General features: G+C 60.5%; 17 protein-coding genes. 8 read left to right on the top strand and 9 right to left on the bottom strand.

Features of this window, described 5'->3' with window-relative positions:
- Nucleotides 1-348: 348 nt before the first annotated feature.
- The 5 genes from U9J33_RS23815 to U9J33_RS23835 form a co-directional block, all read right to left on the bottom strand.
- Nucleotides 349-1,104 (bottom strand): DNA-binding domain-containing protein, encoded by a 756-nt coding sequence (locus U9J33_RS23815; protein ID WP_324699397.1) that lies wholly within the window; start codon nucleotides 1,102-1,104, stop codon nucleotides 349-351.
- Entirely contained in the window at nucleotides 1,101-1,931 is an 831-nt protein-coding gene (locus U9J33_RS23820; RefSeq protein ID WP_324699398.1) for a DUF692 domain-containing protein, read from the bottom strand. Before U9J33_RS23820 ends, U9J33_RS23815 begins: the two co-directional genes overlap by 4 nt.
- Before the next feature lie 59 nt (nucleotides 1,932-1,990).
- Entirely contained in the window at nucleotides 1,991-2,263 is a 273-nt protein-coding gene (locus U9J33_RS23825; RefSeq protein WP_054436105.1) for a hypothetical protein, read from the bottom strand.
- Between the two features lie 74 nt (nucleotides 2,264-2,337).
- Entirely contained in the window at nucleotides 2,338-2,979 is a 642-nt protein-coding gene (locus U9J33_RS23830) for a DUF1109 domain-containing protein (protein ID WP_324699399.1), read from the bottom strand.
- Entirely contained in the window at nucleotides 2,976-3,515 is a 540-nt protein-coding gene (locus U9J33_RS23835) for a sigma-70 family RNA polymerase sigma factor (RefSeq protein ID WP_324699400.1), read from the bottom strand. The genes U9J33_RS23830 and U9J33_RS23835 overlap by 4 nt, the downstream gene beginning before the upstream one ends.
- A 191-nt stretch (nucleotides 3,516-3,706) precedes the next feature.
- On the opposite strand from U9J33_RS23835, the gene U9J33_RS23840 reads away from it, so the two are divergent.
- The 4 genes from U9J33_RS23840 to U9J33_RS23855 all read left to right on the top strand — a co-directional run bounded on the left by U9J33_RS23840 (nucleotide 3,707) and on the right by U9J33_RS23855 (nucleotide 6,978).
- Entirely contained in the window at nucleotides 3,707-3,979 is a 273-nt protein-coding gene (locus tag U9J33_RS23840; RefSeq protein WP_324699401.1) for a DUF2282 domain-containing protein, read from the top strand.
- A 70-nt stretch (nucleotides 3,980-4,049) separates the two neighbouring features.
- The gene (locus tag U9J33_RS23845) at nucleotides 4,050-4,523 is read left to right on the top strand and encodes a DoxX family protein (RefSeq protein ID WP_324699402.1); all 474 of its coding nucleotides are present in this window, start codon (nucleotides 4,050-4,052) and stop codon (nucleotides 4,521-4,523) included.
- Between the two features lie 951 nt (nucleotides 4,524-5,474).
- On the top strand, nucleotides 5,475-6,488 hold the full coding sequence (locus tag U9J33_RS23850) for a serine hydrolase domain-containing protein (protein ID WP_324699403.1): 1,014 nt from the start codon (nucleotides 5,475-5,477) through the stop codon (nucleotides 6,486-6,488).
- 13 nt (nucleotides 6,489-6,501) lie between these two features.
- On the top strand, nucleotides 6,502-6,978 hold the full coding sequence (locus U9J33_RS23855; RefSeq protein WP_324699404.1) for a nuclear transport factor 2 family protein: 477 nt from the start codon (nucleotides 6,502-6,504) through the stop codon (nucleotides 6,976-6,978).
- Nucleotides 6,979-7,483: 505 nt separating this feature from the next.
- Here U9J33_RS23855 and U9J33_RS23860 read toward each other — a convergent pair.
- From U9J33_RS23860 to U9J33_RS23870, 3 genes are read right to left on the bottom strand one after another with little or no spacing between them, the layout of a single operon-like run.
- The gene (locus U9J33_RS23860; protein WP_420719903.1) at nucleotides 7,484-7,882 is read right to left on the bottom strand and encodes an FAD-dependent monooxygenase; all 399 of its coding nucleotides are present in this window, start codon (nucleotides 7,880-7,882) and stop codon (nucleotides 7,484-7,486) included.
- The gene (locus U9J33_RS23865; RefSeq protein ID WP_324699405.1) at nucleotides 7,857-8,834 is read right to left on the bottom strand and encodes an MBL fold metallo-hydrolase; all 978 of its coding nucleotides are present in this window, start codon (nucleotides 8,832-8,834) and stop codon (nucleotides 7,857-7,859) included. The genes U9J33_RS23860 and U9J33_RS23865 overlap by 26 nt, the downstream gene beginning before the upstream one ends.
- A 56-nt stretch (nucleotides 8,835-8,890) precedes the next feature.
- Nucleotides 8,891-11,299: a TonB-dependent receptor gene (locus tag U9J33_RS23870; RefSeq protein ID WP_324699406.1), complete on the bottom strand. Its 2,409-nt coding sequence runs from the start codon at nucleotides 11,297-11,299 to the stop codon at nucleotides 8,891-8,893.
- A gap of 303 nt (nucleotides 11,300-11,602) precedes the next feature.
- Between U9J33_RS23870 and U9J33_RS23875 the strand changes: the two genes are divergently transcribed.
- From U9J33_RS23875 to U9J33_RS23885, 3 genes are read left to right on the top strand one after another with little or no spacing between them, the layout of a single operon-like run.
- A complete protein-coding gene (locus U9J33_RS23875) occupies nucleotides 11,603-11,779 on the top strand; it encodes a hypothetical protein (protein WP_324699407.1) in 177 nt (58 codons plus the stop codon).
- Nucleotides 11,780-11,791: 12 nt separating this feature from the next.
- On the top strand, nucleotides 11,792-12,157 hold the full coding sequence (locus U9J33_RS23880; protein WP_324699408.1) for a hypothetical protein: 366 nt from the start codon (nucleotides 11,792-11,794) through the stop codon (nucleotides 12,155-12,157).
- 31 nt (nucleotides 12,158-12,188) lie between these two features.
- Nucleotides 12,189-12,377 (top strand): hypothetical protein, encoded by a 189-nt coding sequence (locus U9J33_RS23885; protein ID WP_324699409.1) that lies wholly within the window; start codon nucleotides 12,189-12,191, stop codon nucleotides 12,375-12,377.
- 8 nt (nucleotides 12,378-12,385) lie between these two features.
- Here the strand turns inward: U9J33_RS23885 and U9J33_RS23890 are convergent, their stop codons facing one another.
- A complete protein-coding gene (locus U9J33_RS23890; protein WP_231635480.1) occupies nucleotides 12,386-13,030 on the bottom strand; it encodes a TetR/AcrR family transcriptional regulator in 645 nt (214 codons plus the stop codon).
- Nucleotides 13,031-13,230: 200 nt separating this feature from the next.
- Between U9J33_RS23890 and U9J33_RS23895 the strand changes: the two genes are divergently transcribed.
- Nucleotides 13,231-15,534 (top strand): TonB-dependent receptor, encoded by a 2,304-nt coding sequence (locus U9J33_RS23895; RefSeq protein ID WP_324699410.1) that lies wholly within the window; start codon nucleotides 13,231-13,233, stop codon nucleotides 15,532-15,534.
- Nucleotides 15,535-15,545: the final 11 nt, after the last annotated feature.

Here is a 15,545-nt window from a genome sequence, read left to right on the forward strand (position 1 = left end):
AACAGCACGCAAGCCGGCATCGACGTAGTTCTTTCTGGCCACGGGATCGTCCGGAGGTTTGCTTATCAGGTAATGGATCATCTGAAGAATGGCAGGTTGCAGGAGATATTACCCAAGATTCCGAACGCGATCCTGCCGCTCATGCCATGAAGGATCGTCTCGAAGTGCTCCGGCCAGCGCGACAGTTAGAGGCAGCCATGCTCCAAGAAGCCGAAGCCGACGATCAGCCGAAGTGGCACCGCGGTCCCGTCTCCCTGAAGGAAAAGTGCGGCAGTCGTCAATCTGCTCAAATCCGCGATAATAGCTCCTTCCTTTAAAGGAAGGCCTACGCAATGCAACTTTGCCGAGTTACAGTTTGGCGTCAGCTATTTCGGCAACGATGCTGTCGGACAGCCATTGCCCGAGGTAGGCGCCTGCCATTGCAGGGCCTGCTTTCTCCCCAACATGCGCCACCAATTCGGCACAGAATGCGCCAAACGTGCCCCCCTTCGGCAGGCCTGCCAACGCTTGCCCTTCGGCCGGTTCGAGTGTGCGGAAGGCCGGCGTGAACCCTTCACGCCAGACGAGGATCGTCGTCGGTTCAGGAAGCGGCTGCGCTGCCGGTGGCGCCGTGCCCTGCGAAAGGGCCCACCAAATCGCGGCGGCATTGCTGGTCGTGGTCAGCAGGGTCAGACTGGGGACGAAGTGCAGCCGGGCGTGATCCCACTCGATCGCGCCCAGACTGGCCGGATCGAGTGGAGCGGCATCCGGCGCGGTGAAGGCCTGTGCCAGCGCGTGTTCCAGAACAGCCAGATCCGCGACCTCCGGATCGCCCGGATAGAGCCGCCGGAGCGTGACTGCAAAGTCCGCGCCGTAGCCATCCAGCGTCCAGCTGGTCGGCGCGGCGCGGTCGATATGCGTGGCTGCCGCAGCCTCGAAAGCGGCATCGCCCAGCCAGGCGTGGACGGTGCCATAGCTTTCTTGCAGGCAGTCCATCAGCTGGGCACGGTAGTTATTGAGATAGATGCTTAAGCCGGCCTCGAACCGGGCTGCGCAGAGAGGAGCGGGCCGCGCTTCGTTGGTGAGCCACTCGCGGAATCCTGCCTGCAGGGCCAGAAGGCTCATGCTGTCCTCCTCGCCGGATCGCAGGCGATACGGCGTGCCGTGTCCAGTTCGGCCAGCAGGTCGGCAAGCGGGGGGATCGCGTCGTCACGTTCGATCATCGTCGCGACCTGGCCGATGTGGGCGATCGCTTCGGCATAGAGCGACCAGACCGACGGCGGCACCAGCTTGTCGTGGGTGTCGATCAGCAGCTCGCGGCCTTGGCTGTGGCCGGCCAGATGGATCTGACGCACCCTGTCTGCCGGAATGCCTGCAAGGTAAGCGACGGGATCGAACCCGTGGTTGCGGGCGCTGACATAGATGTTGTTCACGTCCAGCAACAGCTCGCAGCCGGTTCGCTGGCACAGTGCGGCGAGAAAGGCCCATTCGCTCATCTCACCCTCAAGTGCCAGATAGCTCGACGGGTTCTCGATCAGAATCGTGCGGCCCAGACAGTCCTGCGCCCGATCGATATTAGCGCAGACCACGTCCAGCGCCTCGGCCGTATAGGGCAGCGGCAGCAGGTCGTGCGAGTTGAAGCCACAGATTCGCGACCAACTCAGGTGATCAGAGACGAACAGCGGATCAATCGCATCGACCAGCGAGCGCAGGCGCCCGAGGTAGTCCAGATCTAGACCATCTGCCGAGCCGATCGACATCGAGACGCCGTGCAGGGCCACCAGATGACGCTCCCGAACGCGGCGCAGCACATCGAGGGGGCGCCCGCCATCGACCATGAAATTCTCCGAGATCACCTCCACGAAATCGACCGGGACGGCTGCTTCGCCGTCCAGGAAATCGCTGTAGTGCGGCTTGCGCAGGCCAAGGCCGAACCGGTGGGTCGCGAACATCGTATTGCTCCTGAAAAAATAGCCCGGCCAACGACAGAAGCGACGGCCGGGCCGCTCTATCACTTCGGCGGGGTCAGGCTGCCGCCATCGGCTGCGCACTGCTTGGCGCTCTCGGACTTGAAACCCTGTCCCTTGCAGTCGTTCTGGCCTTTGCAGTCATGGCTGGCGGTCTTGCAGTCTGACTGGCCCTTGCAGGCGTTGACGCCGAAACATTCGACCTGCTTGGCGCTGCTCTTGGCAAAGGCAGGCGCGGTGGCTGCGGTGCCGGACAGGGCGATGAGGGCGGCCATGGCGGCGAAACCTGCGGTGGCAGTGCTTTTGGATGGGGTCATGATGCTCTCCTGTAGGTAGATTTGCCGGATTGGCCCTTCTCCTACGCAGGTGCGTCGGCCCCGGTTACACACACCTACCAACGAAGAAGACGCGGCCCCAGAAAGGCACCGGCAAGTGCGGCCAACAGGATGCCCAGGCTGTACCAGGTGAGCACGAAGATCGCCGATACTTCAGGGCAATGCAGGCAATAGATCGTCGCTGCCCATGCCCCTGCCGCAAGTCCCGCAGCAGCGCCCGCTTCGCGCAGGCGCGTGGGCGCGAGACGGCGGAAGGACCACAGCAGGCCGATGAAGATCGGCATTGCCAACGTCAGCACCAGCCACGGACAGACCTTCCAGCTCGCCCCCAGCCACATGCCGAGCCATTCGCGCGACGGGGTGGCGGCAAGCTCGGCGATGCCGATCCCGGCAAGCAGCAGGACCGGCACGATCAGCCACCACAATCCGCGCAAGCCGGAGGATGTCGGGCGCGACAGGCGAATGACGGCAACGATTGCGCCGATGCCCAGCGAAGCGGTGTAGGTCCACTTCATCCAGAACGAGAAGCCGTGCATTGCGGTGTGGAGATCGGGCCGGATGCCCAGAACCTTCGCTACCAGCACCGCCGTGACGAGCCCACCACCCACGATGCCAAGCCCAATCCTGCGGCCCATCGCACTTCGCGATACGCGCGGCGCGTCGCGGCTGAGGGAACGGATGAGGTCTTCGGTCTTCATGTCCGCTCTCCCCGGATACGGGCGGCGAGCGCCTTCAGTCCACGATGCACGGATACCTTAACGTCGGATTCCCCGATGCCGGCACCGGCGGCGGCTTCGGATATGCTGAGGCCATCGACATGCGTATCATGGATCGCGCGCGCCTGCTTGGGGGACAGGGTGGAGAGCAGCGCGTCCACATCCATGCGCGCCGATGCCGCATCCTCGAACCCCTCGACGATCAGGATCGTCTCTACATCCTCGATCGACACCGACAGGCGCCGCCTGCGAAAATGGTCGATCAGCCGATAGCGGGCAATGGAGTAGAGCCAGGCGCTGAACGGCCGGTCGCGATCGTAAGTCGCGCGTTTGCCATGTACCGAGATCAACGTTTCCTGCACCAGATCCTCGACATCGTCCTGTGCGTCGCGCATCCGGCGACGGTAAAAGGCCCCCAACAGCGGCACGAGCGCGCGCAACAGCGCCTCGTGCGACGCGGCGTCGCCATCGAGACCTGCGGTCATCCAGTGTCTGAGTTGTGCTTCGCTCGCCTGCATTCGGCCTCCAGCACATGTCTACGCGGCATGGTGGCGCAAGGTTACACGCCGAGCGTACATCCATCAGAAAACTTTCTGCCGAACTCTGTGTAACCGGCCTGCGACCCGCTGCGTAAGTCCCGGCATGGACCGCCGATCCATCGATGCGGCCCTGAAGAGTCTTTCAGACACCCCATTCGAGGAGATTTCCGATGAACCGCACTCATGCCGCTTTCGCTGCCACTCTTGCCCTTACCCTCACCGCTGCCGGCGCTCATGCCGCGGATGGCGCGAAGGCACCGATGGAAAAGTGCTACGGCGTCGCCAAGGCTGGAAAGAACGACTGCAAGGCTGGAGCCGGGACCAGCTGCGCGGGCACTTCGAAGGTCGATTACCAGGGCAACGCCTGGAAGCTGGTGAAAGCCGGAACCTGCGCCGCGATCAAGACGCCCAAGGGCATGGGATCGCTGAGCCCCAAGGCCTGAATAGGCAAGCCTGAGAAGGACGGCGCCGCCTCGCTACGGACGGCGCTGCCCCTCGATTGAGAGGATCACTATGGCATCCCCCCTTCAGATTTACCGCCGCGCCCGAGACGGTGTACAGGACGCTCTGCCAGATGCAGCACTGCTCCTCGTTGCCCGATTCGGTATCGCTGCCGTATTCTTCCAGTCGGGTCGGACCAAGGTGGAGGGGGTGCTCTCTATTACCGACAGCACCTACGAGCTGTTCCGCAGCGAATACGCCTTGCCCTACATCGATCCGGTGACGGCCGCCCGCCTCGCAACATATTCGGAGCATCTCTTTCCGTTGCTGCTGGTGCTGGGTCTATTCACCCGGCCTGCGGCCCTCGCGCTGTTAGGCATGACATGCGTGATCGAGATCTTCGTCTATCCCGCTGCCTGGCCGACGCACCTGAGTTGGGCAGGGCTCCTGCTTCCGCTCATCGCGCGCGGAGGCGGGGCATGGTCGCTCGACCGGCTCGCCACTGTTTCATATCTTTTTTACCGGAAAGAACCTCGTCATGCATGACATCGAGGCCAAGGGAGCCGTCATTCGATACAACCACATGCGACGTGGAACATGACGACCGTCAGATTCTCATAAATCAGCGTCGTCCCGCCCAGCCACCGGGCCTTCAAACCGGGACCAGATTGGCGTTATTAGCCACAGTGACGCGGGCACAATCGATGGTCATGTCGAGGCTGCAATGCGCAAGATGCTGCGATAACTCCAAACAGCCCACAAGCTCACCGTGACTGGCAAGATAACGCAGCAGGCACTGGATTTACCGAAAATTGCGCGCAGCTGACCTGCTCGCCGGATACCGCCCTGCAGTTGTAAGGCGGAACCTCAGCACTTATCAAACGACGTTTTGGCGCCAAGCGTCTGGGTTGGGTCGGCAGCCAACGCCGCCAAGACGTCAGCTATCGACCAAATTAGGTTGTTCAGAAGAGGGTGAAGATTGGTGAACGGAAGGCTGCTTTGAGGGTTGGCAAGTGATGCGCTGAACGGCAGGTCTGTCGGCGTTTTGGATCGGGAGTGCAGGGCAGGGGCTTGGCAGCTACGCGCCCCATCCAAGCCGTCCGACCGAGATTTTGCCGTGCTTGGAAGCGGTCATTCAAATTATGACTGGGTCTGGGACAAGCCCGCCATTCGCGAAGCATTCGACAAACGGCAGCTCCGGTCGGCAGCGGTCATTCTACTCGAACGCTGGTGTCGCGACTATGCATGCTGAACTGTCGACCTGGGCAACTCCCAAGCCGAAGATCGTGGACGGTTTTAGAGCAGTTGCGTCCCATAAACGATGGTAATAAAATGGGAATCTCGCTTTCCTTCCCAACGCACGCAGGACGATACAGCCGAGCAATCCGTGTTGCTGCCGCACATCCACTTCGCTAACTGTTGCGCATGAGTAATACAGTTGGTGTGCTGAAACGGATAGCTCCGAGCGTCATTATTGCGGTTCTGGCTTGCGTATCGATGGCAGAAGCCAGAACCAATGCATTGTTGCCGGACATGACCACAACCCTCCGCGAACAGCGCGTGGAGAGCGCGTCGGTCGCGCTGATCCGCCACGGGCGGATCGTCTCGACGGGCGCATGGGGCATGGCTGGCCCAAGCCGAGCGGCGACCATCGCCACACCATACAACCTTGCATCGCTGACGAAGCCGCTGACGGCAGAAGTCATCTTGCGTTTGGTATCGGCCGGCAAGCTGTCGCTCGATGAGTCGATGGATCGCTACTGGAGCGACCCCGATCTGTCGTCCGATCTCCGGCGGACGAAGCTGACGGTCCGCATGTCGTTGAGCCATCGCAGCGGGTTGCCGAACTGGCGCGATGCGAAGGGGCTGGCGTTCGATTATGATCCCGGCACAACCACCGGCTATTCAGGCGAAGGGTATCAATATGCGGCGCGCTACGCAGAGCGTCGCACCGGGCAGTCGTTCGAGGCGCTTGCGGAGCGGTGGCTGTTCGCCCCCGCCCATATGCGTGCATCCGGCTATGTATCCGCTCAAGGAGCGACCCAGCCACTCGCAGTGCCCTATGACGAAACGGGCAAGCTGCTGCACGTCGAGCCGGTAACGCGCTTCAATGCTGCCGACCTGGCCCATGCAACGGCGCGCGATTATGCGCGCTTCCTAATCGAGGTCCGCAATGATCGGGGCATTACCGCTTCCATCGCGGCGGAGCGCAACCGATCGCAGGCCGACCTGACGCCCGACATATGCGTCGGAGCGAAGGCAACCACCTGTCCGCCTTGGACTGGTTTCGGGCTAGGCTGGCAGCTTCTCGGCTTTCCTGGCGAGACGATCATGCTCCACACCGGCAAGGATGCCGGGGCTTTCACCTTCGCCGCTATCAATCGCGCGAGCGGTGACGGGATAGTCATCCTGACCAACAGTGACAACGGATGGCGGGTCATCCTGCCCATCCTCGAACGCACCGGCAGCGATCCGAGGCTGATCGCATTCCTCCGCGGCCAGATGAACTGACAGGAGCATGAGCATGATGACCGCCATCGCCGTTGCCACAGCGCTGCTCGCGGCGCCCGTGCCGCCTCCGGCCGATCAGTTAACGACGGAGATCGGCGCCCTCGATGCCAGGGTATTCGACGCCTACAACCGCTGCGACCTGCCGACCTTCTCCGGATACTTCGACCCCAAGGTCGCCTTCTATCACGACACCGGCGGTGCGACGTTCGAGCGTGACGCGATGGTAGATGGTGTGCGCAAATACATTTGCGGAAAGGTGAAGCGCGAGCTGATCCCAGCCACGTTTCGCGTCTATCCGATCAAGGATTATGGCGCGATTGAGGAAGGTGAACACCGCTTCTGTGAACTCGCTACAGGACGATGCGAGGGTATCGCCAAGTTCGTGATGGTCTGGGCGAAACAGGACGGCATCTGGCGGATCACCAGCGTCCTCAGCTACGGCCATCGCGCTGCGACGCTCGCCGAGCAGCAGGGCGCTGCTGAAAAATAGCTCACAGTCCGCCTCCCGATTGGGAACATCCAATGGGACAGCTTGAGCGCAGCACGCGCCATGTTAGCCCAATGGAGGTCGTTCACGTTCGCTCGCGCTTCGGTTAATGGAGTTCAGCTTTCAGGATGCCCGGATGTGGCATTGAGTGTCAGCTATGTCGGCGGTCAGTGCATTGATGGAGCGGCCATAACTAAAATACTCAAAGCTGTTCTGGCCGACCCGATCTGCTCGGGCAGCCCTTTTCGATTTGGCGCTCTGGGAGAACGATTGGTCGCAAGCAATGACGAGTGGGGGTATTTTGGGGGGTGTAGAAATTAAAGAAATTAAAAATAAACTTTAGAATCAAATACATATTCCGCTAAAAATGTCCTACCCCCGCAACCGATTATGTACGACTTGAAGCCTCCAGCCCAATGGCCGGGGGCTTTTGCCGTTTTCGGCCCCCGTTTGCGAACGCGAAACAAGTTGGTCAATCTTGGTGCCATGAAGTGCCGCAGAAGCCTCCTCAATAGACACCGTCCGCGCCGACAACGATATCGTATCGCTCCTCAGTTCTATTGGAAAACTTGACCGATACACCGGCATCGTCTTGACTTAACGCCTCCACTGTTACGCCCAGACGGATGTCCGCTCCGAGCGCTACGGCGCTGTCGCCTAGAACTTTCTGGAGTGCGCGGCGACCGATGCCCACGTTGGCTGGCTTGCCTTCCACCAATGCGGGCGTTGGGACGCGGGCGACTTTCGCACCATCTGGCAGAAAAATCTCGACGGCATCGAAACCGCGGGCGGCATCAAGAAACGTGTCGAGCACGCCTCTCTGCTGCCAACCACGAGAATTTTCAGATTCTGCATCAATAACTCCTCGAAATGGCAGATGCTCAAAACTCGTCGAGATCCTCGGCAATCACGGTGGGGCCGCGATAGGTCGCCGAGATTCTGGCGAGGTAGTCAAGGAGATCCCCCGCACTGGCTGTCGGCGCGACGATGTGTGTAACGACCACCGATTTGACCCCGGCGCGCGCGGCCAGTTCGCCGACCTGCTCGGGTGCTAGGTGGTGGGTCGAAAGGTGCTGGGTCATCCCTACCATCGCGCGAACGCTCATATCCGGGCTGTTCCGGCGGACGTTGGCCACGGTGCGATCTACGTCGATCATTTCGGAAACCAGCAGATCTGCGTCCTTGGCCAGTTGTTCCACGGCAGGACTTGGGCCGGTATCCCCGGTGTAGGCGATCGTGCGGTCTGGTGCTGCGAACCGGAACGACAGCGATTTGAAATGCCGGTCGGCCGCAGAGCCTGCCGAAAAGGAATAGTGGGTGTTCTGCCGGACTGTGACGGCCACGTCCTCCAGGTTGAAGGTGGAGCCGTCAGTCAACTCGACGACTGCCACGCTGTTGGCAGGATTGGCGCTGGGTTCGCCAGGCAGCCCATAACCCGCTTCCACTGCCGGCTTCATCGATGCCAGGAGGCCGTCCACCACCGCACGCGTGCCAGGTGGGCCGTAGATGGTCAGCTTATCTTCCACGCCGGTTTGGAAGCGCAGACCCAGCACGGCTTGAAGCCCTGCGGTATGGTCGAAGTGCAGGTGACTCAGGATAACGGCATGGACCTGCTGAAGGCGGATACGGGTAGCGGCAAGCCGCTCGAGCGCGCCGTCACCGCAATCGATCAAGTAAGCATCCCGCCCGCGCACCAGGAGATTCGCAGGCTGGCTGCGTGGACCGGAAGCAATCGGTCCTCCCATGGTGCCGAGGGTAAACCAGCTGGTGGAGGCATGCTGAGGCGGAACCGGGGCCGGGGCCGGGGCCGGGGCGTCCCCCGACGCCGCCGGCTCTGCCCCCGCGTTGGCAAGCGCCAAGGCGGGGGACATCCCAGTTGTGCAAGCAACCGCAAAGGCAATGAGGCCGAGGCGCATCAGAACTTCACCCCCGCACGGATTCCATAAGTGCGCGGCGGCGACGTGATGATGGTGGACGCAGAAGCCGCGTTGTAAGTCAGTCCGGCCGTGATGACGCGATTGTCTTCGATGTTGCGAACGAATGCGCCGATCGACCAACGATCATTCTGCGGCGAGAACGTGATGTTGGCGTTGCTGGTCCAAGTGTCCCCAACCCGCTGCTCCGGCATGTACTGGAAGGCGACGTATCGGCTCGTCTTGTACTGGGTGTCGGCTGACAGCACGATCTTGTAATCGCCGATGTCGACCGTCTGCTGGGCGCCCAGATTGATCGTCCACTTGGGAGACTGATAGGCTTGGCGGCCGGAGCAGTCGATCTCGTACTGACCCTGCGAAGTCGTGCTCGCGGCGTATGGACACGATGTCAGCGGCGGCGTCGCGCCGATCGGTTCGCGGTAGACGAAGTCCTTGTACTGCGCATCGAGGTATTGAACCTGGGCGGACAGCAGCGTGTTTCTGGTCGCCAGGAACTGGGTCTCGATCTCCGCGCCCTTGATCGTGGATTGACCGGCATTTTCGGTGAACTGCCCCTGGTTGCCGGCAAGATCGATGCCGGTGTGGTTCACCTGCTGGTCGCGATACTTCCAGTAGAAGGCTTCCACGTTGAACTGGAGGCGGTTGTTAAAGAAGCGGTTCTTCATGCCCAGGGTGTAGGCAGTGATATATTCCGGCTGGAACGTTTCGTATCCGACCGACATCGAGAAGCCGCCCGAGCGATAGCCCGTTTCGACGCTCGCGTAGAGCAGCGAGTTGGGTGCCACGTCGAACTCTGCGCCTGCACGCCACGTCAATTTCGAAGTTTTGAGCGGTTGATCGACGACCGTTTGCGCGCGGATGAGGAGCGCCCCCGAGGAACCGATGGGCGTGACCCCGCCAGGCGGCGGTACGATGAACGGCGCCGGAAGCTGGGTGAAGCTGTCGGTCACCGGCAGCAGCGTCGCCGTCGGGCAGCTCGGTACGAAGTTCACCGTACGGGTGCACTTTACCAGGAACACGTCGGCAGTGCCGTCGAAGTCTTTCTCATCGCGAGTCCAGCGAAGGCCACCTATCAGGCGCAGGCGATCGTTGAGATTGGCAGTCAGTCGTCCGAAAACAGCGTAGGAGCGGGTATCGGACTTGAATTCCTGGTAGGCGTTGAGCGCCTGCTGGGCGAAAGTGTAGTTTCCGTCGACGCTCTCGTCGAAATAGTATGCGCCCAAAATGGCGTCGAAGATGCCTACGCGGTTGGCTGCAAATCGCGTTTCCAGGCTGAACTGTTCATCCTTCTCCTGGATGTAGCCGATGAAGCCGGGGTTTCCGAAGCTGTTGTCGAGATCCGAATAGCGCCAGGCCGGAACAACCGTCAGCGTGCCCGCGCCCGTACGCCACGTGACCTCGGCATTGACGCCATAATAGCTGTTGTCCTGATAGAGGTTTGTATCGAGCGGATCAGCGGTCCGGCCGGAAAGGCCAAGAAACAGGGTCTGGCGATAGGCTTGCGAAGCGGGATCGAGCAGCCCGGTCGACTTGCTCAGCCCTGACGGAACGAACGTATATCCCGTCGAACCAAAGTTGTAGGCATATTGGCCCTGGTAGGCAGCGCCGACGCCCTTGCCGCCCGTATGCGAATAGTCGCCCGCCACGCGAACGGTGAGATCTGGCGTCAGTTCAGCCAGATATTGCACGCGTAGCGCACCGGTCTTGTCGTCCGACATGCCGTCTAAAAGGTAGCCGTCGTGTCGGGTCAGGCTGCCCGAAATCCGCATGGCACCGTCTTCGCCGACCGGTACGTTGATGGCACCCTGCAGTGTGAGGGCGTCATAGTTCCCGTAGGAAATGTCACCGAATCCCGAGAATTCACCTGGCTTGGGCTTGGCGGGAATCACGTTGACGGCGCCGCCTGTAGCGTTTCGCCCGTAGAGTGTGCCCTGTGGGCCCTTCAGAACTTCCACTCGCTCGAGGTCGTAGAAAACGCCGGTCGCCGAAGTCGGGCGGCCGATATAGACCCCGTCATAGTTGAAGGCGATCGCTGGATCGGAGTAGCCGTTGACGGTGAAATTGCCGACGCCGCGCAAGAAGAATACCGCGTTCGCACCGCCGTTTTGCTGGACATTGAGCGCAGGCACCAGCTGCCCGAGGCCCGCTGCTTGCGTCAGACCGCTTTTGATCAGGTCTCCCCCGCCGACTACGTCAATAGCGATGCCGGCGCGCTGAGCGCTCTCCGCTTTGCGCTGCGCAGTGACCACGATTTCGTTGAGACCCGCCGGCGCTTCGCTGTCATTTGCCGTGGCCTGGGCCGAATTCGCTGGAGCGCTCTCTTGCGCAAATGCCTGGCTCGATACGAGCGCGAATCCAAGTGCTGTGCCCAGCAGAAGTGCCTGACGCATGTCTTTCTCTCCCCTTTGCCGCTTGGTGCGGCCTCTTGTGGGGAGAGGGATGCAGTTCGATAAATAACAGATCAAATTTTTTGTTTTTGTCAGTTTCCACAAACAAAAATGGTAGTTGTGCTCCGTCCATAAAATGCAGAAGCTGCGGAGAGGGGCGCGCGCGATGCGCCTCGACAAATTTGATCTCAATCTCCTGATCGCTTTTGAGCTCCTTTTGGAGGAGCGCAATGTCACGAGAACCGCCCAGCGGGCCAATCTCACGCAGTCATCAATGGCGCCGCACTTGCCCGGTTGCGGCAGGCCATGAACGATGAATTGCTGGTCGCACACGGTCGGCGCATGATCGCAACGCCGCACGCTCTCGCATTGGTCCCAATGGTTTCCGAAACGGTCCGCAATCTGCGTGTGCTGATCTCGGGCGCAACGGCATTTGATCCGGGCACGTCGGACAGACGCTTCGAGATCGGTGTATCGGACTGATTTTCGACCGTCTTGCTTGGACCGCTGCTACCAAAACTAAAGCGCGAAGCGCCGGGTGTGGGGTTCAACATCCAACTGCCCACGCGTGAAATAAGCGCAGTCCTCGAAGACGGCAAACTGGATTTTCAGATCACGCCCGAACAGTTCCTTAGCCCTGAGCATCCCAGCGAGCTTCTGTTCGAAGAACGCCACGTAGTCGTGGGATGGCGGGAAAACAGGGTTTTCGCCGGCGAAATGACGCGGGAGGCATTCCACTCCTGCGGTCATGTGGCGGTAAGAATCACCGGCGTCGCGACGTTCGCGGACAAGCACTTCATGACCGTGGATGACCAGCGGCGGATCGAGGTGACCGCTCCGTCGATCTCCATCGTGCCCTGACTGCTTCCCGGAACGAATCTCCTGGGCGCTGATGCACGAGCGGCTCGCCCGCGTCTTCGCACCGTTGTTGCTGCTGGAAATCCGCCCGGCTCCGATTGAAGTTCCGCTGATGCGGGAGATGGTTCAGTATCACGCAGCGCGCTTGACCGATGCGGGGATGCTCTGGCTCAAGAACCGCCTGTTCGCCGAGGTGGCGGAAAATGGAAGGCAGGAAGGCTAGTTGACGACCTAACTTCGTGCAAGAACCGCGGGCAGGTTCTCCATGCTGCCGTCTGGCGCTGCCAGTTCGAGCAGGCGGGATAGCATTTCGACTGCAGCGACATTCTCTTCGCAAACGGGCAAGTGCCTTTCGGCGATAGTCAGTCCCCGCACCGACCATACCATCAGGCGCATCACTGTCCGGGCAAGCGTCATGTCTCCGCCAAAAGCGCCTTGCATGACTTGGAGAGCTCGCGCTTCCACTTCTTCCTGCATAGGAACCACAAGCGTTTCCAGGTGTGCATCGCTGCGCGCTGCTTGAAGGATCTCCAGAACGGCTAGGCCGGAGGGGCGGCCCAGGACCTGCCAGAGCACCTTCGGCCAGTCTCCCAAGCGATTTCCAAGGCCGGTCGATTGCCTGATCCTCTCGTATTCGACCATTTCGCTGTCGAATACATGGCGGACTACATCAGCCATTAGCGCCGCTCGCGTCCCAAAGTGGTGGAGCATAGCCCCTCGGGAAACGCCAGCCCGCTCGGAGATCATTGACGTGTTGGCTGCCGCATATCCGACGTCGTGAATGACTTCGATTGCCGCTTCAAGCAGCGCAAGCCGGGTCTGAGCCGTCCGCTCTTCCTGCGTGCGCCGAACCTTGTTTTTAACCGTCATCGTCATCCACATGTCCAGAACTGACCGATCCTATCGGTGTTCGAAGCAAGCCAAGTCACAAGTCGATCTCCCTGGGCAAGCGCTAACCAACGACTGGAGCGATCACCAGCCACAAAAAACATTCATGCTTGACCGTTTGTATCTTAAATCCGTATCAGCCCGGTCAAGCGTCGGCAATTGGCGCAATTACATGGGAGGGTATTTCGATGCGAAAGACAGCATTCCTAATCGGCGTCAGCCTCTGCGCCACAGCAGGTCCGGCCTTCGCGCAGGACACAGCGTCCGTTCAGGACGATGGCGGGGTCGCAGAAATCATCGTTAGCGCACAGCGCCGTACCGAGCGCCTGCAAGACGTGCCACTCAGTGTCACCGCGCTGGGTTCGGCCGCTCTCGAGGCGCGCCAGATCAATGATCTGAGCCAGATCGCGATTGCTGCGCCAAGCCTGCAGGTTGGCAGTGACAATACCTTCGCCGTCCGTGGCGTCGGCACCCAGGCCTTTGCCACCACGATCGATTCTTCCGTTGCGACCGCCTTCGACGACGTGAACCTTGGCCGCCCATTTCTGGCGCAAGGCATGTTCAATGACGTCGAACGTGTCGAAGTGCTCAACGGTCCGCAAGGTCTGCTCTTCGGAAAGAACGCCTCGGCAGGTCTGCTGAATGTGGTCTCCACGAAGCCCAGGCTCAACAAGTTCGAAAGCATTACCAATCTCGAGCTGGACAGCCGTGAAACCCCCGACGAAACCGGCTCTGCCTGGTCAATGATCGGTCGCCAGACGATCAACGTACCCGTCGGCGACAGCGCAGCTCTGCGGATCAATGGCAGCTATTCGTGGGAGGAACCCGGCACGACGTTCGTGGGGCTGAGGAACGTACGTAACGACCTGAATCGTGAGCAGTACGGCGTTCGCGCCAAGTATCTCCAGGAAATCTCGCCATCGCTCGAGCTTTATGTGATCGGCGACTACGCTGAATCCCACGGCGTCGCGGGCATCTATGACCGCACCTATCGTTCTGTCGGTGCGGGCAGCGTCAACACTGACGCTCTGGCTATCACCGGCATCACTCCTGCAGACAACAACTTCGCATTCGGCGGCGATGGTGGCTACTGGCGCGACCTCAAGCTGGGCGGGGCACAGGGAACGCTAACCTGGACCGCTCCCAACGGAATAGTCGTCAGCAACATCGCCGCGTGGAAATTCTACAATTTCGACAGCCAGCTCGATACCGACTTCACCAACCTCGACGGTGCTAGCCGTAACTGGTCGCATGCGAACTATGACCAGTTCTCCAACGAGTTGCGCGTGGCATTGCCGGCCGGCAACCGGCTCTCGGGCCAGGCCGGTCTCTACTACTTCCATTCGACAATCGATCAGAAGGGCCAGATCGCGGGCAACAACTATATGCCCAGCTTCCTGTTGCCGGTCTTCCCGTTCTGCGTCGGTGGATCGGCGGCCACCGGTTGCCCATACTCGAACAGCTATTTCCTTGGCCGCGACTACATCTACAGCATGAAGACGGACAGCTACGCCGCCTTCGGTCAGCTGACCTATAACATCACCGACGGCCTCAAGGTCTTTGCTGGCGGCCGCGTGACTCGTGATGAAATCTCGATCGACCTCGATCAGGTCCAGGACGCCTACTTTGTTCCGCTGGCGGTTCCTGGCAGCTTCAATCAGGACTATGGTCACACGGATTTCAGCTGGAAGGTCGGCGGCCAGTACAACTTCACGCCGGACGTGATGTTCTATGGGTCATACGGCAGCGGCTATAAGGGGCCGGGATTTAACGACACCGCTGCAACGGCGGACGCAAACCTCGTTGTGCGGCCCGAAAAGTCCTACACCGGCGAAATCGGTTTCAAGACGAGCTGGTTCGATCGCCACCTTGTGTTCAACATCTCGGCTTTCCACACCAAGTTCGACAACTATCAAGTCCAGTCGCTCGATACCAATCTGCAGGCCTTCGTGGTTCAAAACGCCGCATCGGTCACGACCAAGGGCATCGAGGCCACCATCAACGCTACGCCGGTGGATGGCCTGTCGATCAACGCTTCGGGAACGCTGCTGGATTCGAAGTTCGGCAACTTTCCTGGCGCCGAGTGCTATCCTGGACAGGGCTGTTCTTCTTTCAACGCCAAGGGCCGCCGGACACCTACCTCGGCAAAGTTCACATCGTCCCTCGAAGCGATGTACGAGTTCCAGACTTCGGGCTCCGTGCATCCCTTTATCGAGGCGAACTGGTATCATCGCTCGTCAATCAATTACCTGATCAACCGCGCTCCGGGGGCAAAGGTCCCGAGGCTCGACATGATCGGGGCAAGCGCCGGTCTAAACCTCGACAACGGCATGCGGATCTCGATCTTCTGCAAGAACTGCACAAGCGCATACAATCCGAATTTCATCGGCCTGGACTCGGGCGATGCGATCGCCGGCGTCGCTACCTACCCGCAGCAGTTCGGCTTCGACTCGGTTCGCACCATCGGCGCCAGCCTCCAGTTCAAGTTCTGAAGAAGGAAAGC

Source organism: Novosphingobium sp. RL4 (genome assembly GCF_035658495.1).
Classification (GTDB): domain Bacteria; phylum Pseudomonadota; class Alphaproteobacteria; order Sphingomonadales; family Sphingomonadaceae; genus Novosphingobium.